At 67.5% G+C, this 14,770-nt stretch carries 16 protein-coding genes and 1 tRNA gene; 3 read left to right on the top strand and 14 right to left on the bottom strand.

Going from position 1 to position 14,770, the window contains the following annotated elements; translation table 11 throughout:
• The 7 genes from ABD727_RS02345 to ABD727_RS02315 form a co-directional block, all read right to left on the bottom strand.
• Positions 1 to 711, bottom strand: a complete 711-nt coding sequence (locus ABD727_RS02345; protein WP_344705780.1) for a dienelactone hydrolase family protein — start codon at positions 709 to 711, stop codon at positions 1 to 3.
• 13 nt (positions 712 to 724) lie between these two features.
• Positions 725 to 2,377 (bottom strand): DNA repair protein RecN, encoded by a 1,653-nt coding sequence (gene recN / locus ABD727_RS02340; RefSeq protein ID WP_344705779.1) that lies wholly within the window; start codon positions 2,375 to 2,377, stop codon positions 725 to 727.
• Between the two features lie 22 nt (positions 2,378 to 2,399).
• Positions 2,400 to 3,194: an outer membrane protein assembly factor BamD gene (locus ABD727_RS02335; RefSeq protein ID WP_344705778.1), complete on the bottom strand. Its 795-nt coding sequence runs from the start codon at positions 3,192 to 3,194 to the stop codon at positions 2,400 to 2,402.
• Between the two features lie 69 nt (positions 3,195 to 3,263).
• Entirely contained in the window at positions 3,264 to 4,226 is a 963-nt protein-coding gene (secF, locus tag ABD727_RS02330; RefSeq protein ID WP_344705777.1) for a protein translocase subunit SecF, read from the bottom strand.
• Between the two features lie 16 nt (positions 4,227 to 4,242).
• Entirely contained in the window at positions 4,243 to 5,835 is a 1,593-nt protein-coding gene (gene secD / locus ABD727_RS02325) for a protein translocase subunit SecD (RefSeq protein ID WP_344705776.1), read from the bottom strand.
• Positions 5,835 to 6,179: a preprotein translocase subunit YajC gene (gene yajC / locus ABD727_RS02320; protein WP_344705775.1), complete on the bottom strand. Its 345-nt coding sequence runs from the start codon at positions 6,177 to 6,179 to the stop codon at positions 5,835 to 5,837. Before yajC ends, secD begins: the two co-directional genes overlap by 1 nt.
• A gap of 35 nt (positions 6,180 to 6,214) precedes the next feature.
• Positions 6,215 to 6,291: transfer RNA gene (locus ABD727_RS02315), tRNA-Pro, on the bottom strand.
• Positions 6,292 to 6,418: 127 nt separating this feature from the next.
• On the opposite strand from ABD727_RS02315, the gene ABD727_RS02310 reads away from it, so the two are divergent.
• Positions 6,419 to 7,048, top strand: a complete 630-nt coding sequence (locus ABD727_RS02310) for a TIGR02117 family protein (RefSeq protein ID WP_344705774.1) — start codon at positions 6,419 to 6,421, stop codon at positions 7,046 to 7,048.
• Positions 7,049 to 7,051: 3 nt separating this feature from the next.
• Here the strand turns inward: ABD727_RS02310 and hslU are convergent, their stop codons facing one another.
• From hslU to ABD727_RS02275, 7 genes are all read right to left on the bottom strand, one after another.
• Positions 7,052 to 8,350: an ATP-dependent protease ATPase subunit HslU gene (gene hslU / locus ABD727_RS02305; RefSeq protein ID WP_344705773.1), complete on the bottom strand. Its 1,299-nt coding sequence runs from the start codon at positions 8,348 to 8,350 to the stop codon at positions 7,052 to 7,054.
• The gene (locus ABD727_RS02300; protein ID WP_344705772.1) at positions 8,347 to 9,411 is read right to left on the bottom strand and encodes an aldo/keto reductase; all 1,065 of its coding nucleotides are present in this window, start codon (positions 9,409 to 9,411) and stop codon (positions 8,347 to 8,349) included. Before ABD727_RS02300 ends, hslU begins: the two co-directional genes overlap by 4 nt.
• 19 nt (positions 9,412 to 9,430) lie before the next feature.
• The gene (hslV, locus tag ABD727_RS02295) at positions 9,431 to 9,979 is read right to left on the bottom strand and encodes an ATP-dependent protease subunit HslV (RefSeq protein WP_344705771.1); all 549 of its coding nucleotides are present in this window, start codon (positions 9,977 to 9,979) and stop codon (positions 9,431 to 9,433) included.
• Positions 9,976 to 10,896, bottom strand: coding sequence for an alpha/beta hydrolase (locus ABD727_RS02290; protein ID WP_344705770.1), 921 nt, complete (start codon positions 10,894 to 10,896; stop codon positions 9,976 to 9,978). Before ABD727_RS02290 ends, hslV begins: the two co-directional genes overlap by 4 nt.
• Positions 10,896 to 12,296 (bottom strand): phospholipase D-like domain-containing protein, encoded by a 1,401-nt coding sequence (locus ABD727_RS02285; RefSeq protein WP_344705769.1) that lies wholly within the window; start codon positions 12,294 to 12,296, stop codon positions 10,896 to 10,898. Before ABD727_RS02285 ends, ABD727_RS02290 begins: the two co-directional genes overlap by 1 nt.
• Before the next feature lie 161 nt (positions 12,297 to 12,457).
• Positions 12,458 to 12,868, bottom strand: a complete 411-nt coding sequence (locus ABD727_RS02280; protein WP_344708005.1) for a holin family protein — start codon at positions 12,866 to 12,868, stop codon at positions 12,458 to 12,460.
• Between the two features lie 124 nt (positions 12,869 to 12,992).
• A complete protein-coding gene (locus ABD727_RS02275) occupies positions 12,993 to 13,580 on the bottom strand; it encodes a glycoside hydrolase family 108 protein (protein WP_344705768.1) in 588 nt (195 codons plus the stop codon).
• Positions 13,581 to 13,723: 143 nt separating this feature from the next.
• Between ABD727_RS02275 and ABD727_RS02270 the strand changes: the two genes are divergently transcribed.
• Together ABD727_RS02270 and ABD727_RS02265 are read left to right on the top strand one after the other, a co-directional pair.
• Complete coding sequence (locus tag ABD727_RS02270) at positions 13,724 to 14,068, top strand: hypothetical protein (protein ID WP_344705767.1); 345 nt, start codon at positions 13,724 to 13,726, stop codon at positions 14,066 to 14,068.
• 107 nt (positions 14,069 to 14,175) lie between these two features.
• On the top strand, positions 14,176 to 14,706 hold the full coding sequence (locus ABD727_RS02265; RefSeq protein ID WP_344705766.1) for a DUF2059 domain-containing protein: 531 nt from the start codon (positions 14,176 to 14,178) through the stop codon (positions 14,704 to 14,706).
• The last annotated feature ends 64 nt before the right edge of the window (positions 14,707 to 14,770 follow it).

Raw genomic sequence — 14,770 nt, 5'->3', positions numbered from 1 at the left:
TTAGCCGAACAGCTCGTCCAGATAGTTGCCCAGCGACGCCCAGCTGCGCCGAGCCGCCGCCTTGTTGTAGGCGACCCCGTCGACCCCGATGCGGTCGGCGTTGGGGTTGGTGAAGCCGTGACCGACATGGCCGTAGCCGTGGATCTGCCAGTCGGCGCCGGCTTCGGTCAGCTCGGCGGCAAGCGCCACCACCGCTTCGGGCGGCACCATCGGATCGTTCCAGCCGTGAAAGGCCACGACCTTGGCCGCGATCGGCCGCGGGGGCAGGTCGGGAGCATCGAACAGCCCGTGGAAGCTGGCAACGCCGGCGATCGGCGCGCCCGAACGGGCGAGGTCGAGGACGCAAAGCCCGCCGAAGCAGTAGCCGATCGCAGCGATCTTGTCGGGGTCGGTTCCGTCCTGCGCCTTGGCTACTTCGACGATGTCGAGCAGCCGGTCACGGAGCGCCGCCCGGTCGCCCTTGAGCTGGCCCATATGTCCGAACGCCACGTCGCGCTCGTCGGGCATGGTGTAACGGCGGCCCCAGAGGTCGGCGACGAGGCAGGCATAGCCGCGGCTGGCAAGGTCGCGGGCAAAGCCAAGCTCGAGGTCGCTGATCGCGGCCACGGTGGGGACGATGATGACGGTTCCCCGAACCGCCCCGCCGGTCCCGACGTGGACGCTGCGCAGCTGCTCGCCGCGATATTCGTGCTCGATCGTCCGTTCGGTCATGTCGTCTCCCTGTTCAGGCCGTCTCGAGCAGCCGGGCTGCCTGCGCCCGCGCCTCGTCGGTCACCGCCGCTCCCGACAGCATGCGCGCGATCTCCTCGCGCCGCTCGTCGGGATCGAGCAACCGGATGGTGGTCCGTGTGCCCTCGGCGCCGTGGCTCTTTTCGATCCTGTAGTGATGCCGCGCCCGTGCCGCCACCTGCGGACTGTGCGTGACGACCAGAAGCTGGCTGCGGCTGGCGAGGCGGTGGAGCCGTTCGCCGATCGCGCTCGCCACCGCGCCGCCGACCCCCCGGTCGATCTCGTCGAAGATCATGGTCGACGCCCCGCCCTCTTCCGCCAGCGCAACCTTGAGCGCGAGGATGAAGCGCGACAGCTCACCGCCCGATGCGATCTTGGTCAGCGGGCCGAAGGGCGCGCCGGGGTTGGTCGACACTTCGAACTCGACCCGGTCCGCGCCGCTAGGCCCGGCCTCGGCGGGCGCGACGACGGTCTTGAAGCGCGCGGCCTCGAGCTTGAGCGGGGGAAGCTCGCTTTCGACCGCGGCGTCGAGCCGCTGCGCGGCCTGGCGGCGCGCCTGGCTGAGCGTCGCGGCGGCCGCGGCATAGTCGGCTTCGGCGGCCTCGAGCGCCTGCTGGAGCTCGCCGAGGCGCTCGTCCCCCCGGTCAAGTGCGGCCCGCTCCTCCTGCATCCGGACGAGCAAGGCGGCGAGCTCGTCGGGCTCGACGCGGTGCTTGCGGGCGAGACCGCGCAGGTCGAACAGCCGCGCCTCGGCCTCGTCGAGGTCGGTCGGCGAGTAGGCGAGTTCCGAACGTGCCCGCTCGACCTTGTCCTCGGCGTCGCCGGCCTCGATCAGCCCGCGGTCGAGCGCTGCCAGCGCTTCGGACAGCATCGGGTGTGCATCGGCAATCCGCTCTAGCCGGCGCGCGGCCTGGCGGAGCTGCGAAAGCCCCCCGTCGGCGCCGCCGAACAGGTCGGCCAGGCCATCGAGGTCTTCCTGGATGCGGGCGAACTGCTTCATCGCCGCCCGCCTCTCGGCAAGCGCGGCTTCCTCGCCTTCCTCGGGCTCGAGCTTGGCCAATTCGGCGATGCTGTGGTCGAGCCACTCGCGGTTCTTGTCGGCGTCGGCCTGGACCGCCTCCACCCGGGCGAGTTCGGCGCGGAGCTCCGCCAGCCTCGCCCATGCCCTCGCCACGGGGCCCCCGTCGACCCGCCCGAAGCTGTCGAGCAGCGCCCGGTGCCCCTTGGGATTGAGCAAGCCGCGGTCGTCGTGCTGGCCGTGGATCTCTACCAGGCCCGAGCCGATTTCGCGAAGGGTGGCGGCGGGGACCGGTCCGCCGGCAAGGAAGGCGCGGCTGCCTCCATCGGCCTTGAGGGTGCGGCGAAAGATGAGCGGCTCGCCGGGATCGACCTCGACACCCGCCTCGTCGAGCAGGGTGCTCGCGGCATGATCGGAGCCGAGCTCGAACTCGGCGGTGACGGCGGCGGCGTCCTGCCCCGCCCGCACCAGTCCGCTGTCCGCGCGCATGCCGAGGGCGAGCCCGAGCGAATCGAGCAGGATCGACTTGCCGGCGCCGGTCTCGCCGGTGAGGGCCCCGAGGCCCGGTCCGAAATCGATGGTCAGCCGGTCGATCAGCACCACGTCACGGATGACGAGCTGCCTCAGCATCGCGGAGTCCCGGCCCTCCGGCTCAGGCTGCGCTCTGCGGCGTGCTCGGCACGTGCTTGCGCACGAGGCTGTACGCCCGCTCGTACCAGACGGTCCCCGGATAGTTGCGGCCGAGAGTCGCCGCCGACTTCACCGCCTCGGCGGGAATGCCGAGCGCGAGATAGCTCTCGGTCAGGCGCATCAGCGCTTCGGGAGTGTGGGTGGTGGTCTGATACTTGTCGACCACCTCGCGGAAGCGGTTCACGCTGGCGAGCCAGTTGCCCGAGCGCTGGTAGTAGCGGCCGACCTCCATCTCCTTGCCGGCGAGCTGGTCGTTGATGAGGTCGAGCTTCAGGCGCGCATCGGCGGCGTAGCGGCTCTCGGGATAGCGGCGGATCAGTTCCTGGAAGGCATCGCCGGCCTGGCCGGTGATCTTCTGGTCGCGGGTCACGTCACTGATCTGATTGTAGTAGCTCATCGCAATCAGATAGTTGGCGTAAGGCGCGTCCTTGTTGCCCGGATGAATGGTGAGGAAGCGCTGGGCCGAGCTCACCGCTTCGGGATAGGATTCGGCCATATAGTAGCTGAACGCGCTCATCATCTGCGCGCGGCGGGCCCAGACCGAATAGGGATGCTGGCGCTCGACCTCGTCGAACAGCTTGGCCGCGGTCGGATAGTCGCGGCGGTCGAGCCGCGCCTTCGCCAGCGAGTAGAGCGTGTTGACGTCGCGGGCGACGTAGGCCGTGTCGCCCTTGGTCTTGTTGGCGGCGCAACCCGCGACCGGGAGTACCACCGCGAGGCTGAGGAGGAGGACGAGCGGACGGGTGGGCTTCAGCATGGACGGCCTTCTAGGATGTTCGGAGTGGGGAGCCAAGCGTCAGATGGGCCGGGCAAACTGAACCCCGGCTTACACCATCGCCCCGTCGCTGCCGCGCAGTTCGGTGCTCTTCTCCTCGACCCGAAGGAAGCTATCGGGCTTGACCCCGAGCCAGACGAGGATCGGCGCCGAGATGTAGATCGACGAATAGGTGCCGACGAACGTCCCGAGCAGGATGGCGACGGTGAGGCCGAAGATCACGTCGGGGCCGAAGATGAGCAGCATCAGCAGCGCGAGCATGATCGATCCCGAAGTGACCATGGTCCGGCTGAGCGTCTCGTTGAGCGACAGGTTCAGCAACTGCACGATCTGCATCTTGCGATACTTGCGCATGTTCTCGCGGATCCGGTCGTAGATGACGACCGTGTCGTTGAGCGAGTAGCCAACGACCGCCAGGAAGGCGGCGACGATGTTGAGGTCGACCTGCAGCTGGGTCAAGGCGAAGAAGCCGAGGATCATGCTGACGTCGTGGAACAGCGTGACCAGGGCTCCGATTCCGAACTGCCATTCGAACCGGAACCAGATGTAGATCGCGATGCCAAGCATCGCGAGGCTGATGGCGAGAAGGCCATCCTGCGCGAGTTCGCCCGAGACCTTGCCCGACACGGCCTCGCCGGCGCCGACCTTCACGCCGGGATATTGCTGCGTCAGCGCGGTCCGGACTTCGCCGACGATCCGAGCGGATTCGGCGGCGTCGCCCGGAGGGCTCGGCAGGCGCACCTGGTAGGTCCGGCTGTCGCCGAAGTCCTGGATGCTCGCCTCGCCGACGTTGAGCGCATTCATCCGCCCGCGCAGGTCCTCGATGTCGACCGGCTGGGCGAAGGTCGCGCGAACGACCTGGCCGCCGACGAAGTCGATGCCGAGGTTGAGGCCCTTGACCGCGACCAGCGTGAGGCTGGCGGCGGTGACCAAGATCGACAGGATGAGCGCGAGGTTGCGCCACCGCATGAAGTCGATGTTGGTGTTGTCCGGGACGAGCTTGAGGAGTTTCATGGGTTGGTCCCCGGGCCTAGATGTGCAGCTCGCGCGGGCGCTTGCGCTTGACCCACAGAGCGACGAGCAGGCGGGTGAAGTTCACCGCTGTGAAGACCGAGGTGATGATGCCGATCAGGAGCACGATGGCGAAGCCGCGCACCGGTCCCGAGCCGAAATACCACATCAGCGCGGCGGCGATGACGTTGGTGATGTTGGCGTCGAAGATGGCGGTGCTCGCCTCCTTGTAGCCGGTGTCGATCGCGTCGAGCATCTTGCGGCCGCGCCGCTGCTCCTCGCGGATCCGCTCGTTGATCAGCACGTTGGCGTCGACCGCCGCGCCGATGGTGAGAACGAAACCGGCGATTCCGGGCAGGGTCAGGGCCGAGCCGAAGATCCCCATGATTCCGAGGATCAGGAAGGCGTTCACCACCAGCGCGATGTTCGCATAGACGCCGAAGCGGCCGTATGTGATGATCATGAAGGCCATCACCGCGAGGATCGCGATGGCCGAGGCGATGAGGCCGCTCTCGATCGAATCCTTGCCGAGATCGGCCGAGACGGTCCGCTCCTCGATCACGTTGAGCTTGACCGGAAGCTTGCCCGACGAGAGCGAGATTGCCAGCTCGCTGGCGGTGGCGACGGTGAAGTTGCCGCTGATCTGCGCCGACCCGCCGAGGATCGGCTCGTTGATGTTCGGCGCCGACAGCACTTTGTTGTCGAGGATGATCGCGAACGGCTTCTGGACGTTCTCGGTGGTCGCGCGGCCGAAGCGGCGCGCTCCCTGGCTGTCGAAGCGGATCGAGACGACGGGCGCGCCCGACTGCTGGTCGAAGGTCTGGCTGGCCTGCGCGACCTGCTCGCCGGTCACCATGACCCGGCGCTGGACCGCGATCGAGCCCGAGCCGTCGGCCATCGGCAGGACCTGGCTCCCGGCCGGGGCACGGCCCTGCGCGACCTGGTTGGGATCGGCATTCTGGTCGACCAGCTTGAACTCGAGCCGGGCGGTCTGGCCGATCAGCCGCTTCAGTGCCTCGGGATCCTCGATCCCCGGCACCTGGACCAAAATCCGGTTCTGGCCCTGGTTGATGACGGTGACTTCCTTGGTCCCCGACGGATCGATGCGGCGGCGGACAACGTCGCGCGCGACGCTCATCGCATTCTTGAGCGCCTCGGCCTGCCCGCTCGCGGTCTGGGTCATGAAGACCCGGTTGCCGTCCTGCGTGGTGACGTCCCAGGTGCGGGCACCGGTCAGTCCGACGCCCTGGGTCAGGGTGCGGACCCGCTCGACGGCATCGTCGATCTGGGTCGGGTCGCGCAGCATGAAGCTGATCCGTCCACCCGAGGTCGAGATGTCGCCGACCGCGATCCGCGGTGCCCGGCGAAGCTCGGTCTGGACACTGTCCTCCATCGCCGCGAGCCGCTGGCGGGCGGCGTCGGCGAGGTCGGCCTCGAGCAGCAGCTGGCTTCCGCCGGCAAGGTCGAGCCCGAGCGCGATCTGGGTCCGCGGCGCAAGCGCCGGCCAGGTCGCGACCTGGCTCTTCGGAAACAGGCTCGGGATGGCGAAGGCGATCCCGACGATGATGGTCAGGAAGATGCCCCAGATCTTCCAGCGCGGAAGCTCGAACATCAGTCGTTGGCCGGGTTGGTCTGCGGTGTCAGCACCTGGCTCAGCGTCGCGCGGACCACCCGCACCCGGACGCCCTGCGCGATCTCGACCTCAAGCTCGCGCTCGTCGACGACTCGGGTGACGCGGCCGCGGATACCGCCGGCAGTCACGACCTCGTCGCCCTTCTTGATCGCGCCGATCATCTCCTGATGCTGCTTCACGCGCCGCTGCTGCGGGCGGATCATCAGGAAATAGAAGATGACGAAGATGAGGAGCCAGGGCAGGATCCCGAGCAGGAAGGCGGGACCGGAGGCGGGAGCGCCGTTGGCGGCCGCGGCACTGAACATCAGGTTGCTGTTGATCATGGGATCGAGCGGCTCTTACCTAAGCGAAGAGAAAATGGTCGGGGCGACAGGATTCGAACCTGCGACCCCCACACCCCCAGTGTGATGCGCTACCAGGCTGCGCTACGCCCCGACCGATGCCGTCTTGGGTAAGACGACGAGCGGCGCAGATAGTTGGGGCGGACCATTTAAGCAAGGCGGGGGACACGGGGTTGGCACGACGACGAGGCAAGCAAGGCAAGTGGAGGCGTCTGGCATGGGTGCTGGCGGCGGTCCCGCTGCTCTATCTGGCGGCGGCGCTGGCCGGTTCGCTGACGCCGGTGAACGCCGCCTGGAAGGAGCCCGACGAGGGCACCACCATCTATCTTCGCTCGAACGGCGTGCACCTCGACATCATCATGCCCGCCCGCGCTCAGGGGCTCGACTGGCGGCCGCTGATCCGGGCCGGCGACTTTGCCGACGCGCCGGATGACCCGCGCTGGTTCGGCTTCGGCGCCGGCGAGCGACAGGTCTATCTGGAAACTCCGACATGGTCCGAGATCAGGCCCGTCACCATCTGGTCGGCGCTCGCCGGAGGGACCCGCGTCCTCCATGTCGACCGGACCCGGGAGCCGGGCGCCGACCTCTACGCCCTCCGCCTCCGTCCCGCGGAATATCGCCGCCTGTGGGCCGCGGTCCGGGCCGAATTCGACGGCGTGCCGCGGCGCATCGAGCACCCCGGATACGGACCGGATGACGCCTTCTACCATGGCCGCGGAAAGGCCAGCGCGGTCAGCACCTGCAACAACTGGGTCGCGGACAAGCTCCGGCTCGCCGGTGTCCGCACCAGCCTGTGGAGCCCGTTCGCGCAAGGCATCACCTGGCGCTACCGACCGGTCGAAGCGCGCTAGCCGTCACAGCACGTAGCGCGACAGGTCGGTGTTCCGGGCGAGGCTCGCGAGCTGGCTCTCGACGAAGGCCGAATCGACCGTCAGCTCCTCGCCGCGCCGGTCCTCCGCCTCGAAGCTGATGGTCTCGAGCAATTTCTCCATCACCGTCTGGAGCCGCCGCGCGCCGATGTTCTCGACGCTCTCGTTCACCTCGGCGGCGATCCGGGCAAGCGCCTGGATCCCATCCTCGGTGAAGCGGATCGTCACGCCCTCGGTGCCGAGCAGCGCCTGATACTGCTCGGTCAGGCTCGCCCGGGTCGAGGACAGGATGCGGACGAAGTCGGCCTCGGTAAGCGCCTGGAGCTCGACCCGGATCGGCAAGCGACCCTGGAGTTCGGGCAGCAGGTCGGACGGCTTGGCGACGTGGAACGCCCCCGAGGCAATGAACAGGATGTGGTCGGTCTTGAGCGGCCCGTATTTGGTCGAGACGGTGGTGCCCTCGATCAGCGGCAGGAGGTCGCGCTGGACGCCCTCTCGGCTCACTGATCCGCCGCGCACATCGCTGACCGCGATCTTGTCGATCTCGTCGAGGAAGACGATCCCGTTGGCCTCGGCGTCGGCCAGCGCGACCCGGCTGATGTCGTCCTGGTCGAGGCGCTTGTCGGCCTCTTCCTCGGTCAGCTTGGCGAAGGCGGCCGGGACCTTGAGCTTGCGCCGCTTCTTGGGCGCGCCGCCCATCGCCTTGCTCATCATCTCGCTGAGGTTGATCATCCCGACCCCGCCCTGCCCCGGCAGGTCGAACGGCATGGCCGGCGCCTCGCTGACCTCGATTTCGACTTCGGCCGTGTCGAGGCTCCCGTCGTAATGGCGGGCGCGGAAGGAGGCGCGGGTCGCCTCGCTCGAGCCCTTGCCGGTCAGCGCGTCGAGCAGCCGCTCCATCGCGGCCTCCTCGGCGGCCTTGCGGACCCGGTCGCGGCGTCGGTCCTTCTCGAGCCGGACGGCTTCCTCGACGAGGTCGCGGGCGATCTGCTCGACGTCACGGCCGACATAGCCGACCTCGGTGAACTTGGTCGCCTCGACCTTGACGAAGGGCGCGTCGGCAAGCTTCGCCAGCCGGCGGCTGATCTCGGTCTTGCCGCAGCCGGTCGGCCCGATCATCAGGATGTTCTTGGGCGTGACCTCGTTGCGCAGCTCGGGACCGAGCTGCTGGCGCCGCCAGCGGTTGCGCATCGCCACGGCGACGGCGCGCTTGGCGTCGGCTTGGCCGACGATGTGCGAATCGAGCGCGGCGACGATGGTCTTCGGGGTGAGATTGTCATTCATACGACGTTGGGTGCCTCGAGGGTCGGGCGCTCGCCGGGCTTGGCGGCCAGCGCATTGCTGATCGGCTGGTCGACCACTCGGGTGACCCAGGCCGGATAGTCGGGAACAGGAGCGGTCGCCTCGTCGAGCGCGGCCACTTCCTCGGTGCTGAGCGCAAGGTCGGCGGCCGCCAGATTGTCGTCGAGCTGCTCGATCCGCGAGGCTCCGATGATGACGCTCGACACCGCTTTCTTCGCGAGCAGCCAGGCCAGCGCGACCTGCGCGACGCTGACCCCATGACCCTCGGCAATGCCGCGCATCTGCTCGACCAAGGCAAATCCCTGCTCCTTGTCGAAGGGGATCATGTCGAAGCCTGACAGGCGGAAGTTGGGGTCGTCGAGATTCTCGCGGGTGTACTTGCCGCTCAGGAAGCCGCCGGCGAGCGGGCTCCAGGCGGTCAGCCCGAGACCATAGTGGGCGAGCATGCCGGTCATCTCCTGCTCGATGCCGCGGCCGAGCAGATGGTACATCATCTGGACGTGAGTGAAGGGCGCCCAGCCATTGGCGCGCTGGAGCTCGAGCGCCGCGGCGACCTTCCACGGCGCCCAGTTGGACACGCCGAGGTAGCGCGCCTTGCCCGCCTTCACGATCGCGTCGAGCGCCTGCAGCGTTTCCTCGAGCGGCGTCTCGTCGTCGGTGCGATGGGCGATGTAGACGTCGGTGTAGTCGGTGCCGAGGCGTTTCAGGCTCTCGTCGATCGACAGGTGAAGGTGCGCCGCCGAGAGGCCGCTGCGGTGAAGCGGCTTGCCGCTCCGCCAGCCGGCCTTGGTGGCGATGATCAGGTCATGACGGCGGCCCTCGATCAGCTGCCCGAGCATCTCTTCGGACTGGCCTTCCGAATAGACGTCGGCGGTGTCGATGAAATTGACCCCCGCCTCGATCGCGCGGTCGAGGATCCGCCCGGCCGCAGCCGGATCGGTCTTGGCGATGGCCTTGTTGCCGCCACCGGTACCGAAGGTCATGGTCCCGAGGCTCAGACGCGAGACGATCAGGCCGGACGTGCCGAGCCGTGAGTAGAGCATAAGTCGCTTCCTTTGCGGGTCAGACCGTTTCGACGGTCAGCCGGTCGTTGGTGAAGACACAGACCTCGGCGGCAATCGCCATGGCGCGCCGGGCGAGCTTCTCGGCATCGGCCTCATATTCGGTGAGCGCCTTGGCGGCGGCGAGCGCGTAATTGCCGCCCGATCCGATCGCCGCGATCCCGCCCTCGGGCTCGAGCACGTCGCCGTTGCCGGTGATCACCAGCATGACCTCGCGGTCGGCGACGATCATCATCGCCTCGAGGTTGCGGAGAAATTTGTCGGTCCGCCAATCCTTGGCGAGCTCGACCGCCGCTCGGAGCAATTGTCCGTGGTGGGTCTCGAGCTTCTTCTCGAGCCGCTCGAAGAGGGTGAAGGCGTCGGCCGTGGCACCCGCGAAACCGCCGATCACCGCGCCGTCACGCCCGAGGCGCCGGACCTTCTTGGCGTTGGGCTTCATCACCGTGTTGCCCATGCTGACCTGGCCGTCGCCGGCGATCACCGTCTGCCCGTCCTTGCGCACCCCGAGGATGGTGGTGCCGTGCCAATGTTCCATGCTGTTTCCGCTCATGTCCTTGGCGGGGAAGTGGGAAGCTCCAGGGCCGAGCGCAAGAAAGAGACTGCGTCGGCGAGCACCGGATGGCGGCTCCGGAAGGGTCGGCTCAGCGCGACGACGGTGCCGGCATGGTCGCAGCCGGGATAGAGGCGAAGCTCGTGCGGGGCGCCGACCCGGGCCAGTGCCGTATCGAGGCTCTTGCTGTTCTTGGCATAGACCAGCCGGTCCGAACTGCCGTGCTGGAGGAGGAGCGGCGGAGCGTCGGCCCGGACATGGTTGATCGGCTGGGTCTCGGCCGGATCGTGATAGCTTCCGAAGGTCGCCCGCCCGCGCCACTCGCGGAACGGCGCGAAGTCGAACGGGCCCGACAGGAGCACCCCCGCCTTGATCGTCGAGGGCGGAAGCTGGACCGATGTCAGCCAGCGCGGGTCGAGCGCCAGCATGGCCGCGATGTAGGCACCCGCGCTGTGCCCGCCGACGGTGATCTTCGCCGGGTCGCCGCCGTAGAAGGCGATGTTGCTCCACACCCAGCGAAGCGCCAGCGCGGCATCCTCGAGGAAGTCGGGGTAACGCACCTCGGGCACCAGCCGGTAGTCGGGAACGACCGCGACGAAGCCCTGCGCGGCGAAGGCGGCGGCGGCGAAGCCGTAATCGACCCGCTCGCCCGAATGCCAGCCGCCGCCATAGAAGAAGACGATTACCGGAAGCCTGGCCGAGTCCGGGTGGCTCGGCACCCAGACATCGAGATGGTGGCGGGCGTGAGGACCGTAGCGGACTGCCTCGCCCGCCTTGCGAGCGCGATCGCCGCGGCCGGGATAGAGGCGGTCGACGGTGTTGAGCAGCGCCACCGGGCTCCAGCCGAAGCGGTCGACGAGGTCGGCCGCGACCCGGGGGATGTTCTGCCAGCGGCGCCGCTGGGACGAGCGGGCCATCAGACCGGCAGCTTCTTCCCCCGTCGGCGAAGCGCTTTGAAGCGGCCGCGCAGGGGATCGAACAGGGTGCGGCGGGTCATGCCTTCGAACATCGCGTCGGGGCTCTTGGGATCGAGCAGTTCGGTCTCGGCGATGAAGCAGGCGGTGCCGTCGGGCTTCTCGTAGGGCAGTGGCTCGAGCCGCCGCTCGCCCGGCCGGGTCAGTTCGGCGATGGTGGCGCGGAGCGAGCCGGTGCGTTCGAAGACCTCGCGAACTTCCTCCTCGCTCGCCCCGAGATGCTCGGCCATCAGTTGTTCGCGCACGGCTCGGACGCAGTCGCGGTGCCGCTCCTCGTCGACCAGCGCGAGGTCGCACTCGCTGTCGAGACCAAGGCTGCGGTTGTTCATGTTGGCCGACCCGATCTTGAGGAAGGCGTCATCGACGATCATCACCTTGGCATGGACGTAGATGTCCTGCCCGCCTTTGGTTTTCGGCGTGTAGATGCGGAAGCGGTCCTCGGGATCGACCGCGCCGATGATCTTCATCAGCCGCAACCGGGTCGCGTCCATCGCCACCTGTTCGAGCCAGCCGTCGGCGGTGATCGGGGTGACGAGCACGATCTCGGGCGGCTCGGGCGCCTCCATCCGCCGCATGATCGCCGCGGCGATCCGGGGCGAGGTGAAATACTGGTTCTCGAGGTAGATGAAGCGCTTGGCGCTCTCGATCGCATCCACGAACAGCGCCTCGATCTCGCGCACTTCCTCCCAGTCCTTGTAGGGCGCCTGGGTCCGGGCGATGGCGAAGCGGGCGTCGGTGAAGTGCGGGTCGAGCTCGTCGGGCCAGAGATCGTCGCGCGGCTCGATCTTGGGCAGTTCCTCGCCCGTCGCGCGCCGCCAGCGATCGCGGCTGAGTTCGGCCAGCGCCCGGGCGAGCGGCCCGTCGACCGCCATGGTGACGTCGTGCCACGGCCCGTAGGGCTTGCCGTTGGGACGGACCCGGCCCGGCTCGTCGTCGAGATGGGCGGACTTGTCCCAGCGGTCGCCGGTCATGTCGATCCCGCCGCAGATGGCGAAGCTGTCGTCGATCACCACGATCTTCTGGTGGTGGCTGCAGCCCGCGGGATGGGCATGGTCGAGGGTGAACTTGATCGACTTCTGCCAGGCCAGCCGGGCGAGCCAGCCCAGCGCCTTGCCGCGGACCAGCAGCTTCAATGCGCCGAGGTCCCATTTGAGGATCCGGATGTCGACGTTGGGCTTCTTGCGGGCGATCCCGAGCAGGAAGTCGCCGAGGCTTTCGCGACTTTCCCCGCGATCGAGCAGGATCCGCGGATCGAAGTCCCAGCCGATGATTAGGATGCGGTGGTTTGCCCGCTCCATCATCTGCCGGATGATGTGGTAATAATCGCAGGCGTCGACGATCACCGAGGCGCGACCGGCCTGTTCAATCCTCCAGCAATTGCTTCCGGGTTCGAGCTGAGGCCCCAAGTCGACGATCCCTCCTGTCCGCCGTCATAGAAGAGCGGACGGGAAGGATCGTTCCACGAGCGAAGCGAGCGGGCAAGGCCCCTGCCCAGCCCCGACGCTTATTCGACGCCCTTGACCTTCCCCCAGGTCCGGGCGGCGGTGTAGCCGAGATAGCCGGTCCCGAAGAGGGTGTAGAGCTCGCTCGGGAGCCCGCGCAGATAGGCGGTCATCCCGGTCGCGATGGCTGCCGCCTTCGACGGGTCGGCGGCGGCGATCAGTCCCATCGGGATCGACCAGAGCATCAGCGTGTACATGACGTAGAGGAAGCTTGGGCGGGCACGGCTGGTCCACGGGTCGGACGAGTTCGCCTCGGCGATGATGGCCTGCATCTGCTGACCGATCTGGTTCGCTTCCTGGTCGCCCTGGAGCTTCAACAGCTCGAGCTTGGCGCGATCTCGGGCTTGGGGGTCGGGGATGATCTTGTCGATCAGCTTGGCGAGCGGAGCGACGATGGCTTCAATCAGCGGCATTGCGGTCTCCTCGAAGTTCTCGAAGTTCTCGAAGTTCACGGGGTGCGGGGATCAATCGGCGTTCGAAGTTCCCGAAGTTCACAGGGTGGCGGGGTTTCGCGTGGTCCGGGCCGTCACCCACCGGTCACAGCCGGTGGCGGTTCGGCAACTCTTCCTGACCGATGCGGTTCGCGAGCCATCCGTAGAGGAAGGCTTCGTTGGCGGGACGCTTCTCGGCCAGGCGGAGGTAGCGCTCACCCTGCAGCGCCTCGAGCGCCCGGAGCAGGACCAGTTCGCCACTGCCCTTGCGGAGCGAGAGGAAGGCGTCGAGGGCCGCCAGCGTATGCTCGCCGATCCGGCCGTCGGGCTCGATGTCGGGATAGTCCTTGCCGTTGCGGTTCAAGGCGGTGAGCGCGCGCTGGAGGAAGGTCGAAGCGACCGCCGGGCCCATGTTGGCCCCGGTATCGAATAGCTCGGCGGCGAGGCGCGGGGCTCGGCTGGCGACGGCGTCGAAGCGCGGCCGAAGCCAGTAGAGCCGCCGGTAGATGGCTGCCGCCTCGCCCCTCGGGAAAAGCGCCATCGGTCCGCCGTAGCCATGCGCCCGGGCAACCGCTTCGGTTACTCCCCAGCAGGTCGCACCGCCACGATCGGCCGGATGGTCGACGAACCCGCCCTCGCGAGCGATGAGATCGTCGACGAGCTGGTCGACTGTCGGCGGCGCATCCTTGGACATGCTTGGTCTCCTGGGCAGCGAAGGTCTTTCGATTCGCAGAAGAGCTAACCTATATGGTTGTCTGTAGGACAGCTTTTTCTATGGTCTGGGCAGCCTCGTGTCGGGTTCGGCGAAAGGCCTTGTCGCCGCGCATCGGCGGGCGCATGCTGCGCGCCGTGCTGTTCCTCGTCGTGGTTCTCGCTCCCGACCTGTCCGGTGCCGTCACCCGCGAGGTCGCACGGCAGGAGTGCCGGTCGCGCGGCGAGGATGCCGAGGTGCTGGTCTGCGGCCGGCGGGCGCAGGCCCAGCGCTATCAGGTCACCCCGCCCGACGCGCCCTATGATCCGGGCGGCAACGTCAAGGGCGTGATGACCGAGCGGATGGGCTGGGTCGGCGAAGGCGACACCGGGATCGGCAGCTGCGGCCCGGTCGGACCCTCGGCAGGGACGGGCTGTTTCGTGAAGAGCTGGCGGCGAACGCTGCAGCAACAGGGCTGGCTGGTACGCTGAAAGTCGCTGGTCGTGGAGATGAGCGAGGAAGGGCTGGCGCAGTGAGCGACCCGGTTGTCTGCTTACGGCCCATTGCGGACCATAGCAGCGCCGGACAGAGTGCGGAGATGAAGACCTTCCTGCTGCTCGGCGTGGTCGCGCTATTCTCAACCTCGACTGCGCTGGCTGCTCCCCCGCAAACTAACGAAACGCTCGCGCCATCTGCGCAAATCGGTGTGCCTGCCAGTCCGTCGAAGCTGTTGCTCGTCCGTCGATTTCTCCGGGCGATTGGTCTTCAGCAGCAGCTTGATAGCGGCAGCTTCCTCGAACGTTATGCGGTTCCGGGTGGCCCGATGTGGCAAGTCACGAGCGGCCAAGACATGCGGGAGGGCCTCAAGAGCGGCTTCGAGAAGCGGATGGCCGCTTTGACGAACGCCTACTCTAAACATCGGAAAGAATATCAGCAGGCATACGAGGACCACGTGAACTGGGAGTTCACCGAAGCTGAACTCGCCGAGATAGTAGGGTTCTTGGAACGCCCTGTAGGAAAGCACTTTCTTGATGGCCGTTGGCGGATGGAGGCTTATGTCGGCACCGAAACTGAGCAGATGGAAGAGCAACTCTTGAAAGACGCCATGGCCAATCTCGCGAAGCCATGAGTGTCCGCGTTCCACCCGTTTGCGACGTTCTGGACGAAGGTCTGACTCCGACTCATTGCGGAAG

This window comes from Sphingomonas swuensis, from assembly GCF_039538045.1.
In the GTDB taxonomy this organism is placed as follows: domain Bacteria; phylum Pseudomonadota; class Alphaproteobacteria; order Sphingomonadales; family Sphingomonadaceae; genus Sphingomicrobium; species Sphingomicrobium swuense.
This window is presented reverse-complemented; position numbering and strand designations above follow the sequence as displayed.

Excerpts from the sequence above, each read along its gene's own strand:
- ABD727_RS02275 (WP_344705768.1), bottom strand. The coding sequence starts at position 13,580 with ATGTCCAAGGATGCGCCGCCGACAGTCGACCAGCTCGTCGACGATCTC.
- hslU (WP_344705773.1), bottom strand. The coding sequence starts at position 8,350 with ATGAATGACAATCTCACCCCGAAGACCATCGTCGCCGCGCTCGATTCG.
- ABD727_RS02270 (WP_344705767.1), top strand. The coding sequence starts at position 13,724 with ATGCTGCGCGCCGTGCTGTTCCTCGTCGTGGTTCTCGCTCCCGACCTG.
- hslV (WP_344705771.1), bottom strand. The coding sequence starts at position 9,979 with ATGAGCGGAAACAGCATGGAACATTGGCACGGCACCACCATCCTCGGG.
- yajC (WP_344705775.1), bottom strand. The coding sequence starts at position 6,179 with ATGATCAACAGCAACCTGATGTTCAGTGCCGCGGCCGCCAACGGCGCT.
- secD (WP_344705776.1), bottom strand. The coding sequence starts at position 5,835 with ATGTTCGAGCTTCCGCGCTGGAAGATCTGGGGCATCTTCCTGACCATC.
- ABD727_RS02335 (WP_344705778.1), bottom strand. The coding sequence starts at position 3,194 with ATGCTGAAGCCCACCCGTCCGCTCGTCCTCCTCCTCAGCCTCGCGGTG.
- secF (WP_344705777.1), bottom strand. The coding sequence starts at position 4,226 with ATGAAACTCCTCAAGCTCGTCCCGGACAACACCAACATCGACTTCATG.
- ABD727_RS02290 (WP_344705770.1), bottom strand. The coding sequence starts at position 10,896 with ATGGCCCGCTCGTCCCAGCGGCGCCGCTGGCAGAACATCCCCCGGGTC.
- recN (WP_344705779.1), bottom strand. The coding sequence starts at position 2,377 with ATGCTGAGGCAGCTCGTCATCCGTGACGTGGTGCTGATCGACCGGCTG.
- ABD727_RS02280 (WP_344708005.1), bottom strand. The coding sequence starts at position 12,868 with ATGCCGCTGATTGAAGCCATCGTCGCTCCGCTCGCCAAGCTGATCGAC.
- ABD727_RS02345 (WP_344705780.1), bottom strand. The coding sequence starts at position 711 with ATGACCGAACGGACGATCGAGCACGAATATCGCGGCGAGCAGCTGCGC.
- ABD727_RS02265 (WP_344705766.1), top strand. The coding sequence starts at position 14,176 with ATGAAGACCTTCCTGCTGCTCGGCGTGGTCGCGCTATTCTCAACCTCG.
- ABD727_RS02300 (WP_344705772.1), bottom strand. The coding sequence starts at position 9,411 with ATGCTCTACTCACGGCTCGGCACGTCCGGCCTGATCGTCTCGCGTCTG.